Here is a 25,660-nt window from a genome sequence, read left to right on the forward strand (position 1 = left end):
TTTTACGCATGTCGTTAGCGCCAAACCGCTGCACACTTTTGCGCGACATGCTCTAGTCGAAATCGATGGCATGCAACTGGCTGCCGTGCCGTTTCAGCCAGGATTTTGCCTCCTCCATGCCCGGGCAAAGCTTACGGCAGAGCGCCCAGAAGTGCGGGCCATGATTCATTTCCTTGAGGTGGGCGACCTCATGGGCGGCGAGATAATCGATCACCGAAGGCGGCGCCATGACGACGCGCCAGGAAAAGCTCAGATTTCCCTCCGACGAGCACGAGCCCCAGCGGCTGCGGGTATCCTTCATCGAGATTGAGCGGATCGGCGCCCGGATCGTTCCGGCATGCATCGTCGCCAGTCTTACGAGGTCGGCGCGCGCCTCTTTCTTGAGAAAGGCCGCGATGCGCCGTCCAACATGTTCCGCCATTCCGCTGACGCGCAACACCGGTCTGCCATCTATCAAAACCGCTTCCGTCAGGCCGCGCAAGCTGCCGGTATGCTGGATGCGATGGGACACGCCGCGAAAGAGAATTTCGCCGCCGTCGCGCAGGCCGGCATCGGTCGAAAACTTGGCAAGTTTTGTGAGCAGCCACCCTTGGTGCCGATCGAGAAATGCATTGACCTCGCGCGCCGCAAGGCCTTTCGGCACCGTCATCTTCAAGGCCCGGCCGCCCGGCTCTATGCGCAAGGTGATGCGCGTCGCACGGTCGTGCTGCTTGATGGTCAGCGGCATGAGCCGGCCGGCCACATCAAGCGTCCGCGTTTCGGGCGGAGCCGGTTTCCGGACTTTCGGCCTTGTCTTCAGAAGCGAGAACATGGTTGTTTTCTATCCGATTCGCCGGGGGAGCGGACATAGAAAAACCGGCATCGCAAGATGCCGGTCATCAATTCAGCGTTCAGGCCTTCATGGCGTCTGGTATTCGGCAACCGGGCCGTTGTCGTCACGCTTGGCGTTCCTGCGGTCACGCATGAAGCGATCGAACTCTTCCTGGTCCTTGGCGCGGCGAAGTTCGCGCATGTAGGCGTCGAATTCCTCGCGCATTTCGTCGAGCTTGCGGCGCTCTTCTTCGATCCGGTCGATCTCGGCCTTGCGCCAGTCGTCGAAGGCGACATTGCCGGTCGAGAAGTGCGGGCGGTGACGGCCGTTCGGACGGCGGCAGGAGGCAAAAAAGCCATCGGTCGCTTGGTTGACGTCACGCTTGAAGCCGCGCAGACGGTCGCCGAAGATGATGTAGGCAAGCATGGCAAGACCCAGAGGCCAGAAAACCATGAAGCCGAGAATCATCAGGGCAATGGTAGCCGGAGTCCAATCCGGTCGAAGCAATGCTGACTGGTTCATCGTGCGGGTATCCCTCGCTTTCCGCGCCCGGCAGGATGCCGAGTGCTGAAATCGATGTGGTTACCGCAACAATGGCCTTCAAGACGATTGCCCGCGAAATCGGACAAAGCCTTGAATCCATTTTACTAATTCAGCTGTCGCTGATTCAGGCGATGCGGCCGCCCTTGATCACCCGCGGGACCCGAGGCTTGACGACGGAACGGGAATGCTCTCGGACAAAATTGATGATGCGCGGCGCGATCTCGCGGCGGAACCGCGAGCCGTTGAAAACACCATAGTGGCCGACATCCGGCTGCAGATAATGCATGCGCATCTCTTCAGGAATGTTCACGCAGATCGTCTGCGCCGCCTTTGTCTGGCCGACCCCTGAGATATCGTCGTTCTCACCTTCGACGGTCAAAAGCGCAACGTTGCGAATTGCCGCCGGATCGACGCGTTTGCCGCGATGCATCAGTTCGCCCTTCGGCAGGGAATGCTTGATGAAGACCTGCTCGACCGTCTGCAGGTAGAATTCGGCGGTCAGATCCATGACGGCGAGATATTCGTCGTAGAATTCCCTATGTCTTTCCGGTTCGCCGTCGTTCTTCACGAGATGCATGAAGAATTCCTTGTGGGCGACGAGATGACGGTCGAGGTTCATCGACATAAAGCCCGAAAGCTGCAGAAATCCTGGATAGACCGGGCGCATGAAGCCTGGCTGCGGCCAGGGCACGTTCATGATGACATTGTCGGAGAACCACTGCAGCGACCGCTCCTGGGCGAGCTTGTTGACCGCCGTCGGGTTGATGCGCGTGTCGATCGGGCCGCCCATCAGCGTCATCGACGCTGGTGAAAGCGGATCGTTGGCTTCCTCCATCACCGCAGCGGCGGCCAGCACCGGAACTGAAGGCTGACAGACGGCGATGACATGCGTGTCGTCACCGAGGAAATGCAGCATCTCGATGACATAGTCGACATAATCGTCGAAATCGAACGTGCCTTCGGTCATCGGCACCATGCGAGCGTCGATCCAGTCGGTGATGTAGACATCGGCGCTCGGCAGCAGTGCCTCCACCGTGCCGCGCAGCAGCGTGGCATAGTGGCCGGACATCGGCGCGACGATCAGGATGCGCGGATCATTGCCGCGAGCACGCGGATCGTTGCGGGCGAAATGCAGGAGATTGCAGAAGGGCCGCGACCAGACGATCTCTTCGCGGACGGAAACCGTTCGTTCACCAATCGTCGTCTGCTTCAGTCCGAATTCCGGTTTGCCATAGCGGCGCGTCGTGCGTTCGAACATTTCGAGACTTGCCGCCATCGTGCGGCCAAACGGCGTGTGGGAAAACGGATTCAACGGATTGGCATAGGCAAACCGCATGATATCGGCCGCGGCGCGAAACGGCGCCATGGCGGCATGGTTCAATTCATAAAGCTGATAAAACATTGGAAGGCGCCACCTTTCTCTATCGAAAAGATGACGCCGATTGAGGGGCATCGGATCTTTCCGTTACGCGGGCACGTAACGCAGACTAACAGTTTTTTGTTGCACAGCAACATGGACGAACCAGACCCGCACAAGAAATGCCGGAGAATTGATCCCCGGCATGATAATCGACCTGAAAACTTAAGTTTCTCAACACGAAGCGTCGTTAACGATCCGCTATAAAGGTCTGCTTCTGCGTGCCGAGACCTTCGATGCCGAGTTCGACCACGTCGCCCGCCTTGAGATAACGCGGCGGCTTGAGGCCCATGCCGACGCCGGGAGGCGTGCCGGTCGAGATCACGTCACCGGGATGCAACGACATGAACTGGCTGAGGTAGGAGACGAGGAAAGCAACGCCGTACACCATCGTCTTCGATGAGCCGTTCTGCATCTTCTGGCCGTTGACCGTCAGCCACATGCCGAGGTTCTGCGGCTGCGGAATTTCGTCCTTGGTGACGAGCCATGGGCCGATTGGGCCAAACGTGTCGCAGGATTTGCCCTTCGTCCATTGTCCGGATCGCTCGGTCTGGAAAGCGCGCTCGGACACGTCATTGGAGACGCAATAACCGGCGACGTAATCCAGCGCTTCGGCTTCCGTTACATATTTGGCAGTCTTGCCGATGACGACGCCCAGCTCGACTTCCCAATCGGTCTTTTCCGAACCGCGGGGAATGATGACATCCTCGTTCGGTCCGACGATTGCCGAGGTTGCTTTCATGAAGATGATCGGCTCGGGCGGAACGGTGGCGCCGGTTTCGGCAGCATGATCCGAATAATTCAAGCCGATGCAGATGAATTTGCCGGTGCCGGCGACGCAGGCGCCGATGCGGCCGGGGGCAAGTTCCGGAAGGCTCTTCGGATCGATCGCCGCTATCCTTGCCAGGCCTGCCGGCGTGATCACCTCGCCGCCGATATCGGCGACGTGACCGGACAGATCGCGGATCTTGCCATCGGCATCGAGAAGCGCGGGTTTTTCATTGCCAGCTTCGCCAACACGCATCAGCTTCATGGGAATTCCTCCTCATCGAAAAACGAATTGCAGCCACCTATGAACGAATTATTCACCGGTGTCATTACGGCTTTGCCGCGAAGCGGTACGGCTTTCCTTGAATTCGGATCGATTTCGGCCCAAACCGCATGAATCGCGGCCTTATGCTTTGAAAATTTCTGCAAGGTCGGGACCGACGGGAACGATCTTTGTCGGGTTAAGATTTTCGATCGAGTAGTAGCCGCGCTTGATGTGGTCGAGGTTGACTGTTTCCGCGATGCCCGGCCAATCCAGCATGCGGCGGCAAAAAACGCGCAGGTTGGCATAGTCGGAAAGCCGGCGCAGATTGCATTTGAAGATACCGTGATAAGCGACGTCGAAGCGCACAAGGGTGACGAAGAGCCGGATATCGCTTTCGGTCGGATGCCCGGCGAAAAGAAAAGACCGATCCTGGAACTGCGGCTCGACCCAGTCGAGGCAGGCAAAGACCTCGGCGAAGGCTTCTTCATAGGCAGGCTGCGTGGTGGCGAAACCAGCGCGATAGACGCCGTTGTTCAGGGCCGGATAGATGCGGTCGTTGAAAGCATCGATCGCGCTGCGTCTTTCGGCTGGATACAGATCGATCGGATTTTTCGCTAGGTCGCCGAAGCCGCTGTTCAGCATCCGCAGGATATCGGCGGATTCATTGTTGACGATGGTCTTTCTCTGCTTGTCCCAGAGAACCGGCACGGTGGCCCGCCCGGTGAAATCCGGCGCCGTCCGCGTATAGATTTCGTGCATATAGGTCGCGCCGTTGACATGATCCTCCGTCGCACCGGGATAATCGCCGAAGCGCCAGCCCTGTTTTGTCAGCATCGGCTCGACGACGGAAACGGAAATGGCGTCTTCCAGCCCCTTGAGCGTACGGCCGATCAGGGTGCGCGAGGCCCAGGGACAGATATAGGCGACATAGAGATGGTAACGGCCGGCACCTGCTTTGAAGCCGCTCTTGCCGGTCGGCCCGGCGGCGCCATCCGGCGTCACCCAGTTGCGGAAACTCGAGGTCTGCCTGACGAAACCGCCCTTCTCGTCCTTTGCCTGAACGGGCTGCCAGTCCTCCGTCCATTTTCCCTTTACCAGCATGCGCAACTCTCCGATCGATTGACTGAAGGGTTCCTTATCCTGCTTCGCCGACGGCGTGAGGCCGCTTTTATGAAGACAGTCTGTACACCCCGACTGCGACGACGATGCGCTTGCCAAGCCTGTGATGCAGGAAATATGACTGGCTGCAGTCCAAGATGAGATGGAGTTCGACATGCACCTCTCCCAGGCCGTCGTGCGCACCGAACATGCAAGCCGCTATCTGCAGCAGCTCTGCAAACACTGGAGCCATAAATTCAGCGTCGATTTCGACCCGCACAGGGGCCGGGTGCCGTTCAGCGAGACGGCCGAGGTAACGTTCACCGCCGACGATGCGGCGCTGACCATAATACTTTCCGTCGCCGATCCCGCACAGCAGGCAAGGATGCAGGGCGTCATCGACGATCATCTGAAGCGCTTCGCCTTCCGAGAGGAACTCGACATCGTCTGGACGGACTGATCCAAGCCCCGATCCGAATTCTGCCTGCAACTCCCGGAACCAGCATGACAAAAAGCAACAGCCGCGAATCCCAATATCCAATCGATCCGATGTTTCTCGACCGCTGGTCGCCCCGCGCCTTCACCGGCGAAATCATCGAGGAGGCGCAGCTGCTGAACCTGCTCGACGCCGCCCATTGGGCGCCCTCCTCGTCCAATCACCAACCCTGGCGCTTCATCTATGCGCTTAAGGGTTCTGAGCATTGGGAGAAATTCGTGGCATTGCTCGTCGATGCCAATCAGGAATGGGCGAAGAATGCGTCGGTGCTGATCTTCGTCGTGTCGCGCAGCTTCACCGGCGCGGCCGGCTCTGCTGAGGAAAAGCCGAGCTATACCCATTCCTTCGACGCCGGTACTGCCTGGGGATATTTGGCGCTTCAGGCCCGTCTCTCCGGATTCTATGCCCATGGCATGGGCGGCATCAAACACGAGGAAATCAGCAAGACGTTTGGCATTCCCGAGGGCTACCGGGTCGAGGCCGGCGTTGCCGTCGGCCGCCTGGCCGACAAGAGCGTTCTTTCTGAGCGCAATCAAGCGCGCGAATTCCCCAGCCAGCGTAAACCGCTGTCCGAAGTTGCCTTCAACGGCCATTTCATCGCAAGCTGAGCTAAGCACCAACAAGCAAAAACCCCGCCATCTCGGGACGGCGGGGTTTTTGCTTGTAAAAAATAACAATCAGATATCGAGGTTTGCGACGCTTAGCGCGTTTTCCTGGATGAATTCGCGCCGCGGCTCGACTTCGTCACCCATCAAACGGGCGAAGAGGCCGTCGGCATCAGTTGCGTCGGGGACCTTGACCTGCAGAAGGGAACGGACGTTCGGGTCGAGCGTCGTTTCCCAGAGCTGTTCGGCATTCATCTCGCCCAGACCCTTGTATCGCTGCATGGTGAGGCCCTTGCGGCCGGTGGCAAAGATTGCGTCGAGCAGGGCCCGCGGGCCCGAGATCTCAATGTCGCCTTCGCGGCGGTGCAGCGACGGCGGCGTCTGATAGATTTCCTTGAGACGTGACGTCAACTGGTCGATGTGTCGGGCATCCGAGGAACCGATCAGCGCCATATCGAGCACGACGATTTCCCTGACGCCGCGGACCATGCGTTCGAGCCGCAGACCGCCATCGCTGGCCAGATCGCCATGCCAGCCGCGTTCGGTTTCCTCGGCGATAATGTCGAGACGGCTTGCGACCTCGCTCGTCAATGCCTGTGCTCTTGCGCGGTCGCTGACGAGTTCCGCATTGAGGGCACCGGCGATTGCCGCCTGTTCGACGACGGCGCGATTGTAACGCGAGTGGAGATTGTCGAGCAAAGCGCGCATGCGTAACGCGTCGAGGATGACCTCGCGCAGGTCCTGGCCGGTGCGGACCTCACCGCTGCCAAGTTTCAGCGCGGCGTCTTCCAGGCCCTGGCTGATGAGATATTCCTCCAGCGCCTTTTCGTCCTTCAGATACTGCACCGACTTGCCGCGCGAGACCTTATAGAGCGGCGGCTGGGCAATATAGAGATGGCCGCGCTCGATCAGTTCCGGCATCTGGCGGAAAAAGAAGGTCAGCAGCAGGGTGCGGATGTGGGCGCCGTCGACGTCAGCATCCGTCATGATGATGATCTTGTGATAGCGCAGCTTTTCGACGTTGAATTCGTCCTTGCCGATGCCGGTGCCGAGCGCGGTGATCAGCGTGCCGATTTCCTGGCTCGACAGCATCTTGTCGAAACGCGCACGCTCGACATTCAGGATCTTGCCGCGAAGCGGCAGGATCGCCTGGTTTTCACGCGAGCGGCCCTGCTTGGCTGAGCCGCCAGCGGAATCGCCCTCGACGAGGAAGACTTCGGATTTTGTCGGATCACGCTCTGAGCAGTCGGCGAGCTTGCCGGGCAGCGAAGCGATGTCGAGGGCGCCCTTTCGGCGGGTCAATTCGCGGGCCTTGCGGGCCGCTTCGCGTGCGGCGGCCGCCTCGACGACCTTGCCGACGAGAATCTTGGCTTCGCTCGGATGCTCCTCGAACCAGGTGTTCAGCGCTTCGTTGACGAGACTTTCGACAACAGGGCGGACTTCCGAGGAAACCAGCTTATCCTTGGTCTGCGACGAGAATTTCGGATCAGGCACCTTGACCGACAGGACCGCCGTCAGCCCTTCGCGGCAATCCTCGCCCTGCAGCGTCACCTTTTCCCTTTTGGTGATGCCGGAACTGTCGGCATAGGATACGACTTGGCGCGTCAACGCCGCGCGGAAACCGGCCATATGCGTGCCGCCGTCGCGCTGCGGAATGTTGTTGGTGAAGCAGAGCACGTTCTCGTGATAGCTGTCGTTCCACCACATCGCCACTTCGACGGTGATGCCGTCCTTTTCGCCATGGATGGCAACCGGTTTATCGACCAGCGACTTCTTGGCGCGGTCGAGATAGGCAACAAAAGCCTCGAGGCCGCCGTCATAACGCAGTTCTTCCTGCTTGATATCGGAATGGCGCTTGTCGGTCAGCAGGATACGCACGCCTGAGTTCAGGAAGGCGAGCTCGCGAAGACGATGTTCCAGCGTGCCGTAGTCGAACTCCGTCATCGTGAAGGTGCCGGTGCTCGGCATGAAGCTCACTTCCGTGCCGGTCTCATTGGGGGCTTCGCCCGTGACCTTCAGCGGAGCATCGGCCACGCCGTGGGTGAAGCTCATTTCATGGATCTTGTCGTGGCGGCGGATCTTCAGCTTCAGCCAGACGGACAGCGCGTTGACGACCGAGACGCCGACGCCGTGCAGGCCGCCGGAGACCTTGTAGGAATTCTGGTCGAACTTGCCGCCGGCATGGAGCTGCGTCATGATGACTTCGGCCGCCGACACGCCTTCGCCGGTATGAATGTCCGTCGGGATGCCGCGTCCGTTATCGGTGACCGTCACTGAACCATCCGGATTGAGGGTGACGGTGACAATGTCGGCATGACCGGCAAGCGCTTCGTCGATCGCGTTGTCGACGACTTCATAGACCATGTGATGAAGGCCCGAGCCATCGTCGGTGTCGCCGATATACATGCCGGGACGTTTGCGCACGGCATCGAGGCCCTTCAGAACCTTGATGGAATCTGCGCCATATTCGGTGCTTACGCCGTTTTCCGTCGCGGATGTATCGCTCATTCTGTCGAGATTTTCCCTGTTGTCGTAAAGCTGCGGCGCGCCTTGCGAATCACCGGCTTTCTTCACTCTCGTATATAGGTTTTTTGAACCAACTTCCCAATGGCAGGCCCCCGAAACATGGCATAAAGCAGGGGATTATGACGCTTTTCCGTCGCCTTTGCCGTCATTTTCGAGAAGAGCCGATAACCGGCCTATCTTTGCACTGTCAAGGTTGCGAATCCGCCGCGCCAGCCGGTTGGCAAATTCGGTATATTCCGGAGGCAGGCCGGAGGTGTCGATCACGACGCGCGGGTCGGACGAGCGGGCGAGCAGAAACAGTTCCTCGGCTTCATCCCAGATGATGTTGAAATAGCCGGCGATGCGCTGCAGCAGATCGAATGTCGGCAAACCGCGCTTTCCATGTTCGAGCGCCGAGAGATAGGCGGGAGAGACATTCAACGCTTCCGCCATTTCCTTCTGCGAGACACCCTTGCGCGCTCTCAGCCGGCGAACCGCCTCTCCAAAGGGAGTCATGGTCTTTCCCCGTGCCGCCGCGACAGGCGAATGTAGAGCGCGCCCTCCCCGCCATGATGCTGTGCGGCCGACTCATAGGACGAGATCAGGTAGCGGAATTCCGGCTTCGAGAACCAGAGGGGAACGGCCCGCTTGAGCGCGCCGGCGCTGCCCATGGAGCTGCCTTTACCGGTGATGACCAAGACATGACGCATGCCGCGCTCGTGGGCGCGGATCAGGAAATCGAGAAGGATGACATGAGCTTCGCTCTGCACCAGCCCATGCAGGTCAATCCGCGCTTCGAGCGCCAGCCGGCCCTTGGCGATCTTGCGCTTGACCGGCTTTTCCAGCGGATGATGTACCCCGGCCGGCGGTTTCGATGTCGATGGTACGGTCGGCTGCGGCGGCATGGCCGGGGTGAGTGTCTGTTTTTGCTGTTCCCGTTCGGACGCCGCTTCGGCTTCGGCAAGAAACGCATCGAGCTCGGTCAAATCACCCGCCTTGCCGGGCATCGGTCGCGTGCTGCGGGCAACCTTGCCCCAGAGGATCCTCTCATCCGCACTGAGTTTGCGATCCTTGGCCATCAGGCGAATCTTCCGGCGGCGGCTTTGGGAATAAGGATGGTGAAATCGGCGTCGTTGCGGACGGTGCCGGCCCTTTCTCCCGCCATATCCCCCGAGCCGGTGAAGATATCGCCGCGTACCGGCCCGACGATTGCCGAGCCGGTATCGAGCGCCAGCATCAGCCGGCGGAAGGGCCGACCCTGGTCGAGATGGGTGTCGAGATGGGTCAGGCTTTCGGCGCGGATGAAAAAGGGAAAACCGAACGTATGGATCATCCGATCGACGGCAAGCGACCGCCCGGCGAGAAGCGGCACCTTGGCGGCTGCGATCGGACCTGCCTCAGGATCGGCGGTTCGCAGGCTGATGGCCCGCGAGGGCGTCTCGCGAAAGAAGATATAAGAGCGATTATGCCACAGCACTTCGTCGACCTGCTCGGGATTGCGCGCCAGCCAGGCACGGATCGTCTGCATCGAGATGTCGGCGCGAGCAATCTCGCCTCGGTCGATCAGCAGCTTGCCGACCGCCGAGAACGGATGGCCAGCCTTCGCCGCATAGGTGATGCGGCCAATACGGCCATCGCTGTAACGCAAACGGGCCGCACCCTGCACATGCACGAAGAAGAGATCGACCTTCGACTTCGCCCAGGCGATTTCGAGACCGTGGCCTTCGAGGAAACCCTGATCGATGGCGCAGCGGTCCGGATAGGCGGTGATGCGGCCGTCATGCAGACGGCCGAAAGCATAGGACCTGTCGAGCCCGGCGGGGCGATTGGTGTCGTCGAGATCGACCAGATCGTCCGGGCGCCTGTAGAAAGGGAAACGGAAAACCTCGTCCGGCCGCTCAGACACCTCGATATCAGGTTCGTAGAACGCGGTGACGAAGCCGGAATTGCCATCGCTGCGGCGGATCAGGAAGGGCCGACAGTGGGTCTCGAAAAAGGCGCGCGCCGACGATGGCGACGACGGCGTGAAATCTTCGGCGGCCACCAGCAGCGGAAGCAGGTCTTCCGAGCTCAGGCCAAGAGAACCGGTGCGGTAGGGTTTGACATCGGTGATCTGCCGACGGCAGCTTCGCATGCCTTCAAAAAGGCCGGAGGGATCATCATCCTTCCAGCCTTCCAAAGTGTCGAAGCTTATGGCCTGCAGGACGAAGTCCGATGCGTGGTCACTCATGTTCCGATTCGGTCGCCACGAGTTTCCAGTTCGGATCGCGCGAGCGGGTGTCGCGGGCGAAGGTCCAGAGGTCGTTGACCTCGGCGACGTTTTCGGCGTCGCCTTCGATCAGCACATCCGCCTTGTCGTAGGTGGCCGATATCAGCTGGCTGATGATACGAACGGTGATCTGTGCTTCGCTGCCCTTCGTCTCCGCATGGGTGATTTCGGCCTTGTCTATGCCGACGAAGGTGGACTTGACCTTCTCGCCCCGCGCTTCACGCTCGCCGATCGCAGCATCGAACCCGTCATAGACTTCGCGGGACAATAAATTCTTCAGCGTTTTCCGGTCGCCATCCGCATAGGCCATGACGATCATCTCGTAAGCCATGCGGGCGCCGTTGAGAAACTCCTTCGGGCTGAAGGCGGAATCGGCCTTGTTCAGCGCGCGCAGCGATTCGTTGAGTGGCGTTCCGGGTGCGGCGAAGGCATCGATGGCGGCGAAGCGATCCTCATCCTCCGTCGTCGTGTCGCGGCGCGGCAGCGTCACGACCTTGCCGGCATCGGCGGCTTCTGCCGGAGCCGCATCCCGCGGCGTATAGAGATCGCGCGGCGGCTTCTCATTTCCTGTGCGGCGCCCGAGCACGGCGCGGAGCTGAAAGAAAATCAGCACCGCCGCCACCAGGAAGAATAATGTGATGAAGTCGTTCGAACTCATATCGTATCGCAGCCACCGTTAACATCTCTGATTTGTACTCCCATATAGTCTGCCTATACAGATGATTCAAATGATGGCTGGCATCTTCGCCAGCGCCAAGAGGAGACCGGCAAGCCCGGGACATGACGACCATGCGTTTTTCGATCCTGCCAGCTTTCATTCTGCTGCTGCCACTCGCCGAAATTGCCGGTTTCGTTGTCGTCGGCCGGGCAATCGGATTGTGGCTGACGCTCGCGCTCGTGATGCTGGGCGTCGTTCTCGGGATGGTTCTGCTGCGCCGGCAGGGCATCGGTATTTTGCGCCGCATGTCGAGCGAAGGACGAAACGGGGTGATGCCGGGGCGCGACCTGTTGCGGCCGGCGATGAACGTCGTTGCCTCGCTGCTCTTGATCATTCCCGGCTTTCTCACCGATATCATCGCGATCCTCATTCTCATCCCGCCGGTGCGCGAGTTCCTCTGGCAGGCAATCGCCAAACGCTTCGTCGTCGTCAATGCCAAGGGCGGCTTTTCTGCCGGCCCGCAACCCGATTTCCGCGAACGCAAGCCGAACTCGAAGGTGGTCGATCTCGATGACGAGGACTATCATAGGGAGCCGGACCGCAACTCGCCGTGGTCCGGCAAACATCTCGGCGATTGAGGCGCTTCGACCGATCAACCGCGGCAAGCGCCCAGGGTTGTAAGCCCCTCCCTGAAATGTTAGATGGCGGCACCATTCCCATGCCCCTCGAGGAAAAGCCAATGGCAGACGATAACAACAGCAACGGTGCGGCCAGCCCCACCCTTTCGATCCTTGCGCAATATACCAAGGATCTCTCCTTCGAAAATCCGGGTGCGCCGCGTTCGCTGCAGGCCCGCGACAAGGCCCCGACGATCAACATCAATGTGAACGTCAACGCCAACCCGCTTTCGGATACGGATTTCGATGTCGTGCTGTCGCTGAATGCCGAAGCCAAGGACGGCGACAAGACGGTTTTCCATACCGAACTCGCCTATGGCGGCGTCTTCCGCGTTGCCGGCTTCCCGCAGGAACACATGCTGCCGGTTCTCTTCATCGAGTGCCCGCGCATGCTCTTCCCGTTTGCCCGCCAGATCATCGCCGACGTCACCCGCAACGGTGGTTTCCCGCCGCTGATGATCGACCCGATCGACTTCACGCAGATGTTTGCCCAGCGCGTTGCCGAAGAACAGGCCCGCGCCAAGGTAGAAGCCGTTCCGAACTGAGCGGATCTTTCATCTTGGAAATGTCGATGCCCGGGCTGGTCCCGGGCATTTTCAATTGAGGCTGGTTCAATTGAGGCCGGTTTAATTGAGGCCGGTTTAATTGAGGCTGGCGTATTTCGCCCAGATGCCTTTTTCACCAAGCTTGGCGACAAGCGCCTCATGCGCCTGCGCCTCGGATGGGCTCAGGCGGGGGCCAAGCGGGCGGGGCCGCTCAAGCACTCCGGCAATCACCACACCGTCTTCCTCCGCCCCATCGCCGCGGCCGTTCTGACCAGATGTAGCGCTCATGCTCAGGCCGAAAGCTGCCTGCCTGCCGCCGATCATCTCGATATAGACTTCGGCGAGCAGTTCGGAGTCGAGCAGCGCGCCGTGTTTGGTGCGGTGCGAATTATCGATGCCGTAGCGCCGGCAGAGCGCGTCCAGCGAATTCGGCCCCATCGGATTCTTGCGCCGGGCCATCGACAGCGTATCGACGACCCGCTCCGGCAGGATCGGCGGCAAACCGATCCGCGCCAATTCGGCATTGATGAAACCCATATCGAAGGTGGCGTTGTGGGCAATCCACTTCGCATCGCCGAAGAAGGTAAGGATTTCTTCGGCGACCTCAGCGAAAGGCTTCTTGTCCTTCAGGAATTCATCGGTGATGCCGTGCACGGCGAGCGCATCCGGGTGAACCTTCTGATCGCCGGGATTGATGAAGATATGGATCACGTTGCCGGTCGGAAAATGGTTGAAGAGCTCGATGCCACCGATTTCGATGATACGGTCGGCGCGGTTGTCGAGACCGGTGGTTTCCGTATCGAAGATGATCTCACGCATTCCGGAAATCTCCCTTGGCAATCCGCGTTTTCAGGTCGGCGACGATATCGAGCACCCGTTTTTTCGTGACCGCGATCCTCTGGCTGCTGTCGATCAGATAATCCGCCCGGTGGCGTTTTTCCGTGTCCGGCGTCTGGCGTGAGAGAATCATCTCGAATTTTTCCTCGGTCATGCCTTCCCGCGCAAGCACCCTCTCGCGTTGAATCTGTGGATCGGCGCTGACGACGACGATGACATCCACTCTTTGCTCAGCGCCGGTTTCGAAGAGCAAAGGAATATCGAGCAATACCATCTCCGCGCCGGCAGCGCGCTGCCGCGCCAGAAATTCCGCCTCACGCTTGCGAACCAGCGGATGGACGATCGCTTCCAAGCGCTTGAAGCCATCCGGATCGAGAGCAAGCTGGCGGCCGAGTTCATGTCGGTCGACCGCTCCATCCTTCATCGTTCCAGGAAAAGCAGCATCCACCAGCGGTGCGGCCTCGCCGGTATAGAGATCGTGGACCACCGCATCAGAATCGTTCAACGGGATTCCCGCCTCGGCGAAGAGCTTTGCCGCCGTCGATTTTCCCATGGCGATGGAGCCGGTAAGACCAATCGTCAGCATCAGTGAGCTTCCATATCGGCGATGATGAGTGCACGCAGTGCCGCGTCGACGACGGGACGCCGGCCGAACCATTTCTCGAAGCCGGGCACGGCCTGATGCAGCAGCATGCCGAGACCATCGACGATGGAAAATCCCTGCTCTTCCGCCTGTGCCAGGATCGGTGTTTTCAAAGGGACATAGACGATGTCGGTCACGACGGCATCGGCTGAAAGCGGCGTGAAGTCGAGTTGTGGCGCCGGCTCGCCGTCCATGCCGAGCGAGGTGGTGTTGATGAAGAGGCCGGCACCCTTCATGACTTCGGCAAGTGCTGCGGCCGGGTGGGCATAAACCTTCGGGCCAAAACGATCTGCCAGTTCACGCGCCCGTTCGACGGTGCGGTTGACGACGTGGATCTCTCTGAAACCGCGGTCACGGACCGCCTGGATGATCGCCCGGCTGGCGCCGCCGGCGCCAAAGACGACCGCCGTCTCATGCCGGTCCCAGCCCGGATGGCGTTCGTCGAGATTGGCGATAAAGCCGCGACCATCGGTGTTCGTCGCGTGCAGGGCGCCATCCTCCAGCCAGAGCGTGTTTGCGGCGCCGAGCTCACGCGACAGCGCGTCGGGTTTATCGGCAAGCCGGAATGCCAGTTCCTTGTGGGGAATGGTGACATTGCCTCCGGCAAAGCCGGAACTGCCATCCTTCAGCGAACGGATGAAATCGGCAAAGGCCTCGGGGGCTACTTCATGCGCGCAGTAGCTGCCTGGCAGGCCGAGCGTCTTTAGCCAATATCCGTGGATCAACGGCGAGCGCGAATGCTTGATGGGAAAGCCCGTGACAAACGCTTTCGGCCCGAATGTTTCACGTGAATCACCCATCGATCGCTCCGAGGTCTCGCAATTTTTCCAGAAGCGGCAGCATCGGCAGGCCGAGAATGGTGAAATAATCCCCCTCGATCTTCTCGAACAGCTGAATGCCCTCCCCCTCCAACTGATAGGCGCCGACGCTGGAAAGCGCCCGTTCGCCGACCCGCGCCAGATGTCTGGCGATGAAATCCGCCGCCAAGGGCCGCATCGTCAGCTCCGCATGGGCGAGATGTTGCCATAGGACCGCGCCGTTGCTGACGATCGCGACAGCACTGTTCAACCGGTGGGTTAGGCCGGACAGGGCCTGAAGGTGGTTGGCGGCGTCGACCATATCAAGCGGCTTGTGGAAGACGCGGTCGCCGAGCGACATTGTCTGATCCGAGCCGATGATCAGTCTATCCGGAAAACGGCTGCTGACATCCTCGGCCTTGGCCTTGGCCAGGACGAGGGCCACCGCATCCGGCTTGGCGCCGGCTTCTTCCAACGGCGCTTCGACTGCCCGTTCATCGATGCTTGCGGCATGCGCCTCGAAGGATAGACCGGCATTTTCCATCAGCATCCGCCGAAAGGGGCTTGACGATGCAAGGATGAGTTTCTGCGTCATGGGTTCCTCGGAGTGCCGGCTGCCGGTCAGCGCTTAGCGCAGCTTTGGGCGCAGGGCAACGATGGCCGCGGCGGTTTCCTCGATTGAGCGGCGAGTGACGTCGATCAACGGCCAGTTATGGCGAGCGCAGAGCGAGCGGGCATATTTCAGCTCCTCGGAAATCGAAGCGCGATCGGTATAGTGTTCGCGATCGAAGCCATGCGTGGCGCCGAGTATGCGATTTTCCCGCACCTGGGAAATACGGTCGGTGGTGGCGATCAGGCAGACGATCAGCGGTTTGGTGGCGATGAACAGGCTCTCTGGCAACGGCACACCATAGACGATCGGAATGTTCGCCGTCTTGATGCCGCGGTTGGCGAGGTAAATACTGGTCGGTGTTTTCGAGGTGCGGCTGATGCCGATGATGACGACATCGGCATCGTTATAATCATCCGGCATCTGACCGTCATCATGATCCATGGTGAAATTCAACGCTTCGATACGCGCGAAGTAGCCGGCATTCATCACATGCTGGGCTCCGACCCGACGGCTTGATGGGGCACCGAGATAGATCTGGAACGCATTCATGACCGGCTCCAGCACATTCACCGAGGCAACGCCCATCTCGACGCAGCGCTCATCGATCAGGCTCGCAAGCTCCCGGTCGACGATCGTATAGAGCACGATGCCCGGTGCATCGTCGATCGCCTGCAGAACCGGCAGCAGCTGCTTGCGATTACGGATCAGCGGATAGACATGTTCGATCGGCTGGGCGGATCGGAACTGTGCCGATGCGGCGCGGCCGGCGGAGATCAGAGTCTCTCCCGTTGAGTCAGAAATCAGATGCAGATGAAAGAAGTTCGTTCTGTTCTCCACGTTATTTTCCGCTGCCTGTTGAAAAGACTGGATGAAACAGAGCTAAGGCGGCGAGGCAGTGTCGGGCAAGGGAAAACATGGCTGCTTATCCACATTTCGAATTTTGCGGATCGGTTTCTGCCGGCTTTGTGGAAAACGGGGAACAGCTGGATTTGTCGAGAACAGGTCCACAGTTTATCCACAAGCATCGGGAAAATCGTCCGTCCGCAAGGATCTGAAATCATTTTCAGATTCAGCTTCTCCCCGGACTTTTGGCCAAATGACAAAATCCTTCCGATGTTTTTTGCCCGCGCGCGACAAATGGCATCGGCGGTGGATGGATTTTAATCCTTGATAGACACCGACTCTAAGAAATAGAAACCTTTTAAAATATCTTTGATTTTTTATAGGGAAGAAGCGCTTGAACGACACGCGCCGAAAGATCATGAGGGTTCTCGAGGGCGAAAGCCTCTCCCCTCCTCCCCTCTGGCTGATGAGGCAGGCGGGACGTTATCTCCCGGAATATCGGGAGACGCGGGCAAAGGCAGGAAGTTTTCTCGATCTTTGCTATACGCCCGATTACGCCGTCGAAGTGACATTACAGCCGATACGCCGCTATGGCTTTGATGCGGCCATCCTGTTTTCCGATATCCTCGTCATCCCCGATGCAATGAAGCGGAATGTGCGGTTCACGGAGGGCCGTGGCCCGGAGATGGATCCGATCGATGAAGACGGTATCGGCAGGTTGAATGGGGAAGCGGTTGTCGATTATCTCAGCCCGGTTCTGGAGACGGTGCGACGGCTGCGAGAGGGGTTGCCAGCCGAAACCACCCTGCTCGGCTTCTGTGGCGCGCCCTGGACGGTTGCGACCTATATGATTGCTGGACACGGCACGCCGGATCAGGCCCCTGCCCGTCTCTTCGCCTACAGGCATCCCCGCGCCTTCGAACATCTGCTGATGCTGCTTGCCGACGTCTCGGCCGATTATCTCGTCGCTCAGATCGATGCCGGCGCCGACGCTGTGCAGATCTTCGATTCCTGGGCTGGCGTTCTCGGCGAGAGAGAGTTCGAGGCCTTCGCGATCAGGCCGGTTGCGCGAATGATCGCTTCGGTCAAATCCCAGCGACCGCACGCCCGCATCATCGCCTTTGCCAAAGGTGCCGGCTACCAGCTGAAGACATATCGGCAGAAAACGGGCGCGGATGCGATCGGTCTCGACTGGTCGGTGCCGTTGGCCTTTGCCGCCGAACTTCAAAAGGACGGACCGGTTCAGGGCAACCTCGATCCAATGCGCGTCGTTGCCGGCGGCCGGGCTCTGGAAGACGGTATCGACGATATTCTGCAACACCTCGGCCACGGGCCGCTGATCTTCAATCTCGGTCATGGCATCACACCGCAGGCCGACCCCGAGCATGTGCGCCGGCTGGTCGATCGCGTTCGGGGCGGCTGGATGCGAGGCGGGAAGTGATGATGGAAAAGCAGACCGATCGCAGGGCCGGCAGCTACGCCCGCCGGCGTGCGCATTTTGCGCTGGCCTTCTTCGCGCTGATGGCGGTCGGACTTTTTGCCTGGAACCCGGATAATCTCTATCTCTGGATCAAGGCGCTGCATATCATCGCGGTGATTTCCTGGATGGCCGGGTTGTTCTACATGCCGCGGCTGTTCATCTATCACACCGATGCCGAACCGGGTTCGGTGCAATCGGAAACCTTCAAGGTGATGGAACGCCGGCTGCTTCGAATCATCATGACGCCGGCGATGATGTTGACCTGGATTTTCGGCCTCTATCTCGCCTGGTCTGTCTATGGATTCCAGGGCGGCTGGCTGCATGCCAAGATCGGTCTCGTCGTGCTGCTGACCGGTGTTCATATGTTCTTCAGCCGCGCCGTCAGAGCCTTCGAACGGGACGAGAACCGCCGCTCCGCACGCTATTGGCGGTTCATGAACGAGGCACCGACACTGCTGATGATCGCAATTGTGATTCTCGTCGTGGTGAAGCCGTTCTGAGGCAAACTCGCCTCCCGGTTAAATTTGCTTCATTTTAAGCAGCCCTCTTGCGGCGGCGATTGCGAGTCGCTATTTTCCGCGCATCTCATCTACGTGGCATGTGTGTAGAGTTCAGTCGTTTGCGAGCCCTTCGCAGTACCGAATACGACCCAACATCGCCTTCCCCCTTCGAAATTGAAAAGAGTATTGGTCACTTCATGGCTGAAATGAAGCTTCAGGAACTCAAGAGCAAATCCCCGACGGATCTTCTGGCTTTCGCCGAATCGCTCGAGGTCGAGAATGCCAGCACGATGCGCAAACAGGAATTGATGTTTGCCATCCTCAAAATGCTTGCCAGCCAGGATGTCGAAATCATTGGTGAAGGCGTCGTCGAAGTGCTGCAGGATGGTTTCGGCTTCCTGCGTTCCCCTAATGCAAACTACCTGCCGGGTCCGGACGATATTTATATCTCTCCGTCGCAGATCCGCCGTTTCTCGCTGAAAACGGGCGATACGGTCGAAGGCCCGATCCGCGGGCCGAAGGAAGGCGAGCGCTATTTCGCGCTGCTCAAGGTCAACACCATCAATTTCGATGATCCCGAAAAAATCCGTCACAAGGTTCATTTCGACAATCTGACGCCGCTCTATCCGAACGAGCGCTTCAAGATGGAACTCGATATCCCCACCACGAAAGATCTGTCGCCGCGTGTGATCGACCTGGTGGCGCCGCTCGGCAAGGGTCAGCGCGGATTGATCGTCGCACCGCCGCGCACCGGTAAGACCGTGCTGCTGCAGAACATCGCCCATTCGATTACCGCAAACCATCCGGAATGCTATCTCATCGTTCTGCTGATCGATGAACGCCCCGAAGAAGTGACCGACATGCAGCGCTCCGTCCGCGGCGAGGTCATCTCCTCGACCTTCGACGAACCGGCTGTGCGTCACGTTCAGGTGGCCGAGATGGTCATCGAGAAAGCCAAGCGCCTTGTCGAACATGGACGCGACGTTGTCATCCTGCTCGACTCGATCACCCGTCTGGGCCGTGCCTACAACACCGTCGTTCCCTCCTCAGGCAAGGTGCTGACCGGCGGTGTGGACGCCAACGCACTCCAGCGGCCGAAGCGCTTCTTCGGCGCGGCGCGTAACATCGAGGAAGGCGGTTCGCTGACGATTATCGCAACGGCGCTGATCGATACCGGCAGCCGCATGGACGAAGTGATCTTCGAAGAATTCAAGGGTACCGGCAACTCCGAAATCGTCCTCGATCGCAAGGTCGCCGACAAGCGCATCTTCCCGGCGATGGACATCCTGAAGTCCGGCACGCGTAAGGAAGACCTGCTTGTTCCACGTCAGGATCTGCAGAAGATCTTCGTGCTCCGCCGCATTCTCGCGCCGATGGGCACGACAGATGCAATCGAATTCCTGATCGACAAACTCAAGCAGACGAAGACCAATTCCGACTTCTTCGACTCGATGAATACGTAGTCCTTAGCCGGATTCATCTAGAGCGCGTCCGATTGATGCGCCTTAGATGCATGGCGTTATCCTGGAACCGGCACACGCTTCCGGATGACATGCGTTCATGAGAGCTGGAGGCATTGTCATGATGTCGCCAGCTTTTTCTATTTGAGAGGATCGATTCAGATTCCAACCGACGGAACAGCGACAAGGCCATGGCGAACGATACGATATATGCGCTCTCGAGCGGTGCCCCACCGTCGGGCGTTTCGATCGTTCGCATCAGCGGCCCGTCGACTAGGGATCTGTTGACCGAGCTTGTCGGATCGGTTCCGGCAGGCCGATATGCGACCTACCGAACGATTCGGATTCGTAACAAACAGCCGATCGACAATGGCCTGGTGCTGTTTTTTCCTGGCCCGCACTCGTTCACCGGCGAGGACGTTGCCGAGTTGCAGATCCATGGCAGCAAGGCCGTGCTGGCGGCGCTATTTCACGCCCTTGCCGATGTTCCAGGTGTTCGCATGGCGGTCGAAGGTGAATTCTCGCGCCGGGCTTTTGAAAATGGCAAACTTGATCTGGTCGAGGTCGAAGGGCTTGCCGATCTGATCGGCGCCGAAACCGAGATGCAGCGACGCCTTGCGATCGAACAGAGCGCCGGCGGGCTTTCGGCTATTTACGATTCGTGGGCGGAACGATTAACCCGTGCCAGGGCGTTGGTCGAAGCGGAACTTGATTTTCCCGACGAGGACGACGTTCCCGGTTCGGTGTCCGATATGGTCTGGACCGATATGGAGACGCTTCGGCGCGATATTGAACATCACCTGGCAGCGGCTTCGGCCGGCGAGGTTATCAGGGATGGCTTCAAGGTCGTCATTGCCGGCGCCCCGAATGCGGGAAAATCCAGCCTGCTGAACGCTCTGGCGCGCCGCGACGTGGCGATCGTGACGGAGATGGCCGGAACTACGCGCGATGTCTTGCAGGTCGATCTCGACATTGGCGGCTACCTGATAAAGCTCTACGACACTGCGGGCCTGCGAGAGGCGGATGACAGGGTTGAAATAGAAGGCGTGCGCCGCGCCCGCCTTGCACTGCGCGACGCTGACCTCGTTCTGTTGCTCGTCGACATGGTCAACCCCGTCGTCCCTGATGACTTGGACCCGGCGTCTTCGCATGTTACGGTCGGCACGAAGAAGGATCTTATTGATACCTCGGATCATTACGATCTGCAGATCTCGACGGCGACAGGCGATGGCTTGCCGGAATTGCGGCGGTTGATTGGCAACATTGTTGCCGAGCGTTTTGGCGGTCTGTCCATGGCGATCCCCAGCCGCCAACGGCATAAGGATTCGCTGGCGAAATGTTTGTCGGCGGTAGAGGCAGCGATTTCGGAAACAAACGTGAGTCTTGAGCTACGTACCGAGCAGCTTCGAATTGCCGCCGAGTTTCTTGGCAGAATTACCGGCAGAGTGGATGTCGAACAGTTGCTCGGGGTGATCTTCTCGGAGTTTTGTATCGGCAAATGATTCACGTGAAACGCTGAGGCATATATGCGCGGTTTCACGTGAAGCGCCTGCCGGGTATGGAGTTGATATATGACTGACAATGTCTACGACGTGATTGTCATCGGCGGCGGCCACGCGGGGTCAGAGGCTGCCAATGCGGCTGCGCGCCTCGGCGCAAGAACCGCCTTGGTGACGCATAAACGCGACACGATCGGTATCATGTCATGTAATCCGGCGATCGGTGGGCTGGGCAAGGGCCATCTGGTTCGCGAGATCGACGCCATGGATGGCCTGATGGGGCGTGTCGCCGATGCCGCCGGCATTCAGTTCCGGATACTGAACAAGAGAAAGGGCGCAGCTGTCCGGGGACCGCGGACGCAAGCCGATCGAAAACTCTATCGTCTGGCCATGCTGGCGGCGATCGAAGCGACACCCGGTCTGGAGATCGTCGAGGGCGACGCGTTCGATCTGGATGTGGCCGATGGGCGGGTTACCGGCGTCATCATGAAGGACGGTCGGACCTTGAGGTCACCGGCGGTCGTTCTGACAACCGGCACTTTTCTTCGCGGTCTTATTCATATTGGTTTGGAGAAGACGCCGGCTGGTCGTGTCGGGGAAGCGCCGTCGATCGGGCTATCGGCGACATTGGCCAGGCTTGGATTGCGGTTGGGACGGTTGAAGACGGGCACACCGGCGCGGCTGGACGGAAAGACCATCGACTGGCAAGCTGTCGGTCGACAAGGTGCTGACGAGGAGCTGGTTCCCTTCTCCTTGATGACCGACGCGATCACCACCGAGCAGGTCGAATGCGGGGTGACCAGAACCACTGAAGCGACACACCGGATCATTGTCGATAACATCATGCGATCGGCAATGTATTCCGGCCAGATCGAAGGCGTCGGGCCTCGCTATTGTCCTTCCATCGAGGACAAGTTGGTCAAATTCGGAGAGCGGGATGGACACCAGGTCTTCCTTGAGCCCGAAGGTTTGGACGACGATACCGTCTATCCAAATGGCATCTCGACATCCCTGCCAGCTGAAGTACAGGCTGCATTCATCAAGACAATCCCCGGCTTGGAAACAGCGAGAATCATTCAACCCGGTTATGCGATCGAATACGATCATGTCGATCCAAGGGAGTTGACGCCGTCGCTCGAGGTCAAGCGGCTGAGAGGCCTATTTCTCGCCGGTCAAATCAATGGCACTACCGGCTATGAAGAGGCGGCCGCACAAGGTTTGGCCGCCGGGTTAAATGCTGCACTGCGAAGCAGCGATTCGGATCCGTTTCATTTTAGCCGCACAAATTCCTATATCGGGGTGATGATCGATGACCTCACCTCTCGTGGCATTACGGAACCGTACCGAATGTTCACATCGCGCGCCGAATATCGGCTGACTTTGCGGGCTGACAATGCCGATGTGCGCTTGACACCTCTGGCGATGCAGCTTGGATGCGTGAGCAGCGAACGAAGGCAGCGATTCACCCGTTATCAAACCGACATCGATACAGGTCGGGCGCTGTTACAGTCGCTGACGGTTACACCGACCGAGGCGCGACACGCAGGTTTGAACATCAATCTCGACGGTCAGCGGCGAAGCGCCTATGACCTGCTCTCTTATCCGAATTATGATTTCGATGCCCTTCGAAATGTTTGGCCCGAGAAGTTCGGTACGATTGTGCCTAAGGTGGCGGAAGCATTGGAAATCGAAGCGGGCTATTCCGTTTATTTGGATCGTCAGGCCGCGGCGATTGCCGATCAGCAGCGCGATGAAGAACGGCACATACCGGCCGATTTCGACTATGCCTCGCTCTCTGGCCTCTCGAACGAGCTTAAGTCGAAGCTTGGTGCTGCCCGCCCGTTTAACATTGCCCAGGCTGCAATTGTTGAAGGCATGACCCCCGCGGCAATCGCATTGCTGCTCGTGCACTTACGTCGACGCCAGCCTTTCTCGCGTCATAGCGCCTGACGACAAGATTTGAGAGTCTTAGAATGGAATTAAACGGTTTGCGTGTTTCACGTGAAACACAGGAACGGCTGCAACATTTTGCGGCGCTCTTTCAAAAGTGGGCAAAGAGCATCAATCTGGTGGCGCCGTCGACGCTCGGCGACCTCTGGGACAGGCACATTGCGGACAGCAGCCAGGTGTTTCAGATCCATCCCAAGCCGACGACCTGGGTCGACCTCGGGAGCGGAGGTGGCTTTCCAGGCGTCATCACGGCGATCTTTCTGGCCGAACTTCGGGATGGTTGGGTGCATCTGGTCGAGAGCAATCATAAAAAGGCGGCCTTCCTCAGAACTGCGTTGCGCGAGACACATGCGCGCGGGAGCGTGCACAGCATTCGAATCGAAGATGCGCATGCTGAGATCGGCGGATGCGGGGCTATTTCAGCTCGGGCGCTTGCCGACCTCGACGGTCTCATGGGATATTCCGCCCCGTGGATGTTGGATAAGGAAGACTGCCGCGGTTTTTTTCATAAAGGCCGGGATTACCTGAGGGAAATCGACAAAGCACGTGGTCGGTGGGAATTCGATCTGTTAGAACATAGAAGCGCCGTCGAGCATGAATCTGTTGTATTGGAAATATCGAATCTCCGGCGCTTGGTTTAACAGATCGGATATTGCGGCAATGGCTGGCGAACGACACCGGATTATCACCATCGCAAATCAGAAGGGTGGGGTTGGCAAAACGACCACCGCAATCAATCTCGCAACAGCGCTTGCTGCTATTGGCGAGCGCGTCCTGATCATCGATCTCGATCCGCAGGGTAATGCCAGCACCGGCCTCGGGATCGACCGCCGCGATCGCAAGCTTTCCTCTTATGATCTGATGATCGGCGAGCGCGGAATCACTGAGGTGACGCTCGAGACAGCCGTTCCCAATCTGTCTATCGTTCCTTCGACGATGGATCTTCTCGGTGTCGAGATGGAGATCTCCCAGCAGAGCGATCGGGTGTTCAAGTTGCGCAAGGCCCTGTCTTCGCCCGAGGCACAGGCGTTTTCGTATATTCTTCTCGATTGCCCGCCCTCGTTCAATCTGCTGACGATGAATGCCATGGCGGCCGCGCATTCGGTGTTGGTGCCGCTGCAATGCGAATTCTTTGCTTTGGAGGGATTAAGCCAGTTGCTTGAGACTGTCAGCCAGGTTCGGCGGACGGTTAACCCACGCCTGGATATTCAGGGAATCGTCTTGACGATGTTCGATGCGCGCAACAATCTTGCCCAGCAAGTGGTCAATGATGTACGCACTCATCTCGGGGAAAAGGTTTACCACACGTTAATTCCGCGCAACGTGCGGGTTTCCGAGGCGCCCTCTTACGGCAAGCCGGCTATTCTCTATGATCTGAAATGCGCGGGCAGCCAGGCCTATTTGCAACTTGCCTCGGAGGTCATCCAGCGCGAGCGCCAGAGACTGGCGGCGTGATTATCATTTCAGAGGTAATTTAGGTCATGAATGACGATGTATCGAAAAGGCGATTGGGCCGCGGCCTTGCGGCTCTGATTGGCGAAATGGATCAGCCTGTCCCGGTTGAAGCTGACCGGACGATCAGTGCCGACAGGATGATCCCGATCGAATTCGTCAGTCGTAACCCCCGCAATCCTCGTCGTTTCTTCGATGATACTGAACTGCACGATCTTGCCAGTTCCATTCGTCAACACGGCATCGTTCAGCCAATTGTCGTACGGACGATGGACCGCGATCGCTATGAAATCATCGCTGGCGAGCGACGCTGGCGTGCTGCCCAGCTTGCCGGGCTGATTGACATTCCCGTCATTGTCCGCGACGTGGATGACAAGACGGCGCTAGAGATCGCCATTGTCGAAAACGTACAGCGCGCGGATCTCAATGCTCTCGAAGAGGCGTTGGGCTATGAGCAACTTATTGCTGAGTATGGCTATACGCAGAACGACCTTGGCGAGATTATCGGCAAGAGCCGCAGCCACGTGGCAAATTCGTTGCGCCTGTTGAAGCTGCCCGATCCGGTTCGCGACCTTCTTGCAGCCGGCAGCTTGTCGGCTGGGCATGCACGGGCCCTGGTTTCGACGCCTGACCCGACAGGTCTAGCCCGTACGATCGTTGCCAAGGGCATGTCGGTGCGCGACGCGGAAAAGTTGGCGCAGAATAATATCAAGGCGCAATCGGAGCCGCAACTGGCCGTCTCTCGGCGAGATCAGAAGGATTCTGACACGCTGGCCTTGGAGCGGACCCTTTCCGATGCACTCGGCCTCGATGTTGCGATTAATCACAAGACCAGCGGCGGCCAGATCAAAATTTCCTATAAGTCGCTAGAGCAACTCGAAGAAGTCTGCCGTTTGCTTGAGAGACGCTAATGCACGCCGCCCGAAATT

Annotated in this window: 28 protein-coding genes; 13 read left to right on the forward strand and 15 right to left on the reverse strand. The window is 58.9% G+C overall.

Annotation, left to right across the window (positions count from 1 at the left end; all coding sequences use genetic code 11):
• Positions 1–52 precede the first annotated feature (52 nt).
• The 5 genes from HJB82_RS21585 to HJB82_RS21605 form a co-directional block, all read right to left on the reverse strand.
• A complete protein-coding gene (locus HJB82_RS21585; protein WP_207582332.1) occupies positions 53–811 on the reverse strand; it encodes a M48 family metallopeptidase in 759 nt (252 codons plus the stop codon).
• Between the two features lie 87 nt (positions 812–898).
• A complete protein-coding gene (locus HJB82_RS21590) occupies positions 899–1,333 on the reverse strand; it encodes a DUF2852 domain-containing protein (protein ID WP_207582331.1) in 435 nt (144 codons plus the stop codon).
• Positions 1,334–1,478: 145 nt separating this feature from the next.
• Positions 1,479–2,756: a polyhydroxyalkanoate depolymerase gene (locus HJB82_RS21595; RefSeq protein ID WP_207582330.1), complete on the reverse strand. Its 1,278-nt coding sequence runs from the start codon at positions 2,754–2,756 to the stop codon at positions 1,479–1,481.
• A 205-nt stretch (positions 2,757–2,961) separates the two neighbouring features.
• Complete coding sequence (locus HJB82_RS21600; protein ID WP_207582329.1) at positions 2,962–3,804, reverse strand: fumarylacetoacetate hydrolase family protein; 843 nt, start codon at positions 3,802–3,804, stop codon at positions 2,962–2,964.
• Between the two features lie 141 nt (positions 3,805–3,945).
• Positions 3,946–4,905 carry a glutathione S-transferase family protein gene (locus tag HJB82_RS21605; protein WP_207584233.1) on the reverse strand — a complete coding sequence of 320 codons (960 nt, stop codon included), beginning with the start codon at positions 4,903–4,905 and terminating at the stop codon, positions 3,946–3,948.
• Positions 4,906–5,077: 172 nt separating this feature from the next.
• Between HJB82_RS21605 and HJB82_RS21610 the strand changes: the two genes are divergently transcribed.
• Positions 5,078–5,362: a DUF2218 domain-containing protein gene (locus HJB82_RS21610; protein WP_207582328.1), complete on the forward strand. Its 285-nt coding sequence runs from the start codon at positions 5,078–5,080 to the stop codon at positions 5,360–5,362.
• Between the two features lie 44 nt (positions 5,363–5,406).
• Positions 5,407–6,006: a nitroreductase family protein gene (locus tag HJB82_RS21615; RefSeq protein WP_221115382.1), complete on the forward strand. Its 600-nt coding sequence runs from the start codon at positions 5,407–5,409 to the stop codon at positions 6,004–6,006.
• Between the two features lie 69 nt (positions 6,007–6,075).
• On the opposite strand, the gene gyrB is transcribed toward HJB82_RS21615, so the two are convergent.
• The 5 genes from gyrB to HJB82_RS21640 form a co-directional block, all read right to left on the reverse strand.
• A complete protein-coding gene (gene gyrB / locus HJB82_RS21620) occupies positions 6,076–8,511 on the reverse strand; it encodes a DNA topoisomerase (ATP-hydrolyzing) subunit B (protein ID WP_207582326.1) in 2,436 nt (811 codons plus the stop codon).
• A 135-nt stretch (positions 8,512–8,646) separates the two neighbouring features.
• Positions 8,647–9,024: a helix-turn-helix domain-containing protein gene (locus HJB82_RS21625; protein ID WP_207582325.1), complete on the reverse strand. Its 378-nt coding sequence runs from the start codon at positions 9,022–9,024 to the stop codon at positions 8,647–8,649.
• Positions 9,021–9,587: a Smr/MutS family protein gene (locus tag HJB82_RS21630; RefSeq protein ID WP_207582324.1), complete on the reverse strand. Its 567-nt coding sequence runs from the start codon at positions 9,585–9,587 to the stop codon at positions 9,021–9,023. Before HJB82_RS21630 ends, HJB82_RS21625 begins: the two co-directional genes overlap by 4 nt.
• Positions 9,587–10,738 carry a murein transglycosylase A gene (locus HJB82_RS21635; protein ID WP_207582323.1) on the reverse strand — a complete coding sequence of 384 codons (1,152 nt, stop codon included), beginning with the start codon at positions 10,736–10,738 and terminating at the stop codon, positions 9,587–9,589. Before HJB82_RS21635 ends, HJB82_RS21630 begins: the two co-directional genes overlap by 1 nt.
• Positions 10,731–11,435 (reverse strand): Tim44/TimA family putative adaptor protein, encoded by a 705-nt coding sequence (locus tag HJB82_RS21640; protein WP_207582322.1) that lies wholly within the window; start codon positions 11,433–11,435, stop codon positions 10,731–10,733. The genes HJB82_RS21635 and HJB82_RS21640 overlap by 8 nt, the downstream gene beginning before the upstream one ends.
• 131 nt (positions 11,436–11,566) lie before the next feature.
• Here HJB82_RS21640 and HJB82_RS21645 point away from each other — a divergent pair, with 131 nt between their 5' ends.
• A complete protein-coding gene (locus HJB82_RS21645) occupies positions 11,567–12,073 on the forward strand; it encodes an FxsA family protein (RefSeq protein ID WP_311044114.1) in 507 nt (168 codons plus the stop codon).
• Between the two features lie 101 nt (positions 12,074–12,174).
• Positions 12,175–12,657, forward strand: coding sequence for a protein-export chaperone SecB (gene secB, locus HJB82_RS21650; protein ID WP_054185477.1), 483 nt, complete (start codon positions 12,175–12,177; stop codon positions 12,655–12,657).
• A 96-nt stretch (positions 12,658–12,753) separates the two neighbouring features.
• Here the strand turns inward: secB and dnaQ are convergent, their stop codons facing one another.
• From dnaQ to HJB82_RS21675, 5 genes are read right to left on the reverse strand one after another with little or no spacing between them, the layout of a single operon-like run.
• Entirely contained in the window at positions 12,754–13,476 is a 723-nt protein-coding gene (dnaQ, locus tag HJB82_RS21655) for a DNA polymerase III subunit epsilon (RefSeq protein WP_221131586.1), read from the reverse strand.
• Positions 13,469–14,080: a dephospho-CoA kinase gene (gene coaE / locus HJB82_RS21660; protein WP_207582319.1), complete on the reverse strand. Its 612-nt coding sequence runs from the start codon at positions 14,078–14,080 to the stop codon at positions 13,469–13,471. Before coaE ends, dnaQ begins: the two co-directional genes overlap by 8 nt.
• Positions 14,080–14,937, reverse strand: coding sequence for a shikimate dehydrogenase (locus HJB82_RS21665; protein ID WP_221141371.1), 858 nt, complete (start codon positions 14,935–14,937; stop codon positions 14,080–14,082). The genes coaE and HJB82_RS21665 overlap by 1 nt, the downstream gene beginning before the upstream one ends.
• Positions 14,930–15,529, reverse strand: coding sequence for a Maf-like protein (locus tag HJB82_RS21670; protein ID WP_207582317.1), 600 nt, complete (start codon positions 15,527–15,529; stop codon positions 14,930–14,932). Before HJB82_RS21670 ends, HJB82_RS21665 begins: the two co-directional genes overlap by 8 nt.
• A gap of 33 nt (positions 15,530–15,562) precedes the next feature.
• Positions 15,563–16,384 carry a pyruvate, water dikinase regulatory protein gene (locus HJB82_RS21675; protein ID WP_207582316.1) on the reverse strand — a complete coding sequence of 274 codons (822 nt, stop codon included), beginning with the start codon at positions 16,382–16,384 and terminating at the stop codon, positions 15,563–15,565.
• Between HJB82_RS21675 and HJB82_RS21680 the strand changes: the two genes are divergently transcribed.
• From HJB82_RS21680 to HJB82_RS21720, 9 genes are all read left to right on the forward strand, one after another.
• Positions 16,352–16,711 (forward strand): hypothetical protein, encoded by a 360-nt coding sequence (locus tag HJB82_RS21680; RefSeq protein WP_259671328.1) that lies wholly within the window; start codon positions 16,352–16,354, stop codon positions 16,709–16,711. The genes HJB82_RS21675 and HJB82_RS21680 overlap by 33 nt on opposite strands.
• Positions 16,712–16,784: 73 nt before the next feature.
• Positions 16,785–17,831: a uroporphyrinogen decarboxylase gene (gene hemE / locus HJB82_RS21685; protein WP_207582315.1), complete on the forward strand. Its 1,047-nt coding sequence runs from the start codon at positions 16,785–16,787 to the stop codon at positions 17,829–17,831.
• 2 nt (positions 17,832–17,833) lie between these two features.
• Entirely contained in the window at positions 17,834–18,370 is a 537-nt protein-coding gene (hemJ, locus tag HJB82_RS21690; protein ID WP_207582314.1) for a protoporphyrinogen oxidase HemJ, read from the forward strand.
• Positions 18,371–18,567: 197 nt separating this feature from the next.
• Positions 18,568–19,833: a transcription termination factor Rho gene (gene rho / locus HJB82_RS21695; protein WP_207582313.1), complete on the forward strand. Its 1,266-nt coding sequence runs from the start codon at positions 18,568–18,570 to the stop codon at positions 19,831–19,833.
• 188 nt (positions 19,834–20,021) lie between these two features.
• Entirely contained in the window at positions 20,022–21,332 is a 1,311-nt protein-coding gene (gene mnmE / locus HJB82_RS21700) for a tRNA uridine-5-carboxymethylaminomethyl(34) synthesis GTPase MnmE (RefSeq protein WP_207582312.1), read from the forward strand.
• A gap of 69 nt (positions 21,333–21,401) precedes the next feature.
• Entirely contained in the window at positions 21,402–23,279 is a 1,878-nt protein-coding gene (mnmG, locus tag HJB82_RS21705) for a tRNA uridine-5-carboxymethylaminomethyl(34) synthesis enzyme MnmG (protein WP_221141373.1), read from the forward strand.
• A gap of 23 nt (positions 23,280–23,302) precedes the next feature.
• Entirely contained in the window at positions 23,303–23,920 is a 618-nt protein-coding gene (locus tag HJB82_RS21710) for a 16S rRNA (guanine(527)-N(7))-methyltransferase RsmG (RefSeq protein WP_221141375.1), read from the forward strand.
• A gap of 19 nt (positions 23,921–23,939) precedes the next feature.
• Positions 23,940–24,734: a ParA family protein gene (locus HJB82_RS21715; protein ID WP_207584403.1), complete on the forward strand. Its 795-nt coding sequence runs from the start codon at positions 23,940–23,942 to the stop codon at positions 24,732–24,734.
• Between the two features lie 26 nt (positions 24,735–24,760).
• On the forward strand, positions 24,761–25,642 hold the full coding sequence (locus HJB82_RS21720; protein ID WP_207582309.1) for a ParB/RepB/Spo0J family partition protein: 882 nt from the start codon (positions 24,761–24,763) through the stop codon (positions 25,640–25,642).
• Positions 25,643–25,660 lie beyond the last annotated feature (18 nt).

The sequence above is a fragment of the Rhizobium sp. NZLR10 genome, assembly GCF_019685125.1.
Classification (GTDB): domain Bacteria; phylum Pseudomonadota; class Alphaproteobacteria; order Rhizobiales; family Rhizobiaceae; genus Rhizobium.

Coding starts and splice junctions, on each gene's coding strand:
- HJB82_RS21585 (WP_207582332.1), bottom strand. CDS start 811: ATGTTCTCGCTTCTGAAGACAAGGCCGAAAGTCCGGAAACCGGCTCCG.
- HJB82_RS21590 (WP_207582331.1), bottom strand. CDS start 1,333: ATGAACCAGTCAGCATTGCTTCGACCGGATTGGACTCCGGCTACCATT.
- HJB82_RS21595 (WP_207582330.1), bottom strand. CDS start 2,756: ATGTTTTATCAGCTTTATGAATTGAACCATGCCGCCATGGCGCCGTTT.
- HJB82_RS21600 (WP_207582329.1), bottom strand. CDS start 3,804: ATGAAGCTGATGCGTGTTGGCGAAGCTGGCAATGAAAAACCCGCGCTT.
- HJB82_RS21605 (WP_207584233.1), bottom strand. CDS start 4,905: ATGCTGGTAAAGGGAAAATGGACGGAGGACTGGCAGCCCGTTCAGGCA.
- HJB82_RS21610 (WP_207582328.1), top strand. CDS start 5,078: ATGCACCTCTCCCAGGCCGTCGTGCGCACCGAACATGCAAGCCGCTAT.
- HJB82_RS21615 (WP_221115382.1), top strand. CDS start 5,407: ATGACAAAAAGCAACAGCCGCGAATCCCAATATCCAATCGATCCGATG.
- gyrB (WP_207582326.1), bottom strand. CDS start 8,511: ATGAGCGATACATCCGCGACGGAAAACGGCGTAAGCACCGAATATGGC.
- HJB82_RS21625 (WP_207582325.1), bottom strand. CDS start 9,024: ATGACTCCCTTTGGAGAGGCGGTTCGCCGGCTGAGAGCGCGCAAGGGT.
- HJB82_RS21630 (WP_207582324.1), bottom strand. CDS start 9,587: ATGGCCAAGGATCGCAAACTCAGTGCGGATGAGAGGATCCTCTGGGGC.
- HJB82_RS21635 (WP_207582323.1), bottom strand. CDS start 10,738: ATGAGTGACCACGCATCGGACTTCGTCCTGCAGGCCATAAGCTTCGAC.
- HJB82_RS21640 (WP_207582322.1), bottom strand. CDS start 11,435: ATGAGTTCGAACGACTTCATCACATTATTCTTCCTGGTGGCGGCGGTG.
- HJB82_RS21645 (WP_311044114.1), top strand. CDS start 11,567: ATGCGTTTTTCGATCCTGCCAGCTTTCATTCTGCTGCTGCCACTCGCC.
- secB (WP_054185477.1), top strand. CDS start 12,175: ATGGCAGACGATAACAACAGCAACGGTGCGGCCAGCCCCACCCTTTCG.
- dnaQ (WP_221131586.1), bottom strand. CDS start 13,476: ATGCGTGAGATCATCTTCGATACGGAAACCACCGGTCTCGACAACCGC.
- coaE (WP_207582319.1), bottom strand. CDS start 14,080: ATGCTGACGATTGGTCTTACCGGCTCCATCGCCATGGGAAAATCGACG.
- HJB82_RS21665 (WP_221141371.1), bottom strand. CDS start 14,937: ATGGGTGATTCACGTGAAACATTCGGGCCGAAAGCGTTTGTCACGGGC.
- HJB82_RS21670 (WP_207582317.1), bottom strand. CDS start 15,529: ATGACGCAGAAACTCATCCTTGCATCGTCAAGCCCCTTTCGGCGGATG.
- HJB82_RS21680 (WP_259671328.1), top strand. CDS start 16,352: ATGCAGATGAAAGAAGTTCGTTCTGTTCTCCACGTTATTTTCCGCTGC.
- hemJ (WP_207582314.1), top strand. CDS start 17,834: ATGGAAAAGCAGACCGATCGCAGGGCCGGCAGCTACGCCCGCCGGCGT.
- rho (WP_207582313.1), top strand. CDS start 18,568: ATGGCTGAAATGAAGCTTCAGGAACTCAAGAGCAAATCCCCGACGGAT.
- mnmE (WP_207582312.1), top strand. CDS start 20,022: ATGGCGAACGATACGATATATGCGCTCTCGAGCGGTGCCCCACCGTCG.
- mnmG (WP_221141373.1), top strand. CDS start 21,402: ATGACTGACAATGTCTACGACGTGATTGTCATCGGCGGCGGCCACGCG.
- HJB82_RS21710 (WP_221141375.1), top strand. CDS start 23,303: ATGGAATTAAACGGTTTGCGTGTTTCACGTGAAACACAGGAACGGCTG.
- HJB82_RS21715 (WP_207584403.1), top strand. CDS start 23,940: ATGGCTGGCGAACGACACCGGATTATCACCATCGCAAATCAGAAGGGT.
- HJB82_RS21720 (WP_207582309.1), top strand. CDS start 24,761: ATGAATGACGATGTATCGAAAAGGCGATTGGGCCGCGGCCTTGCGGCT.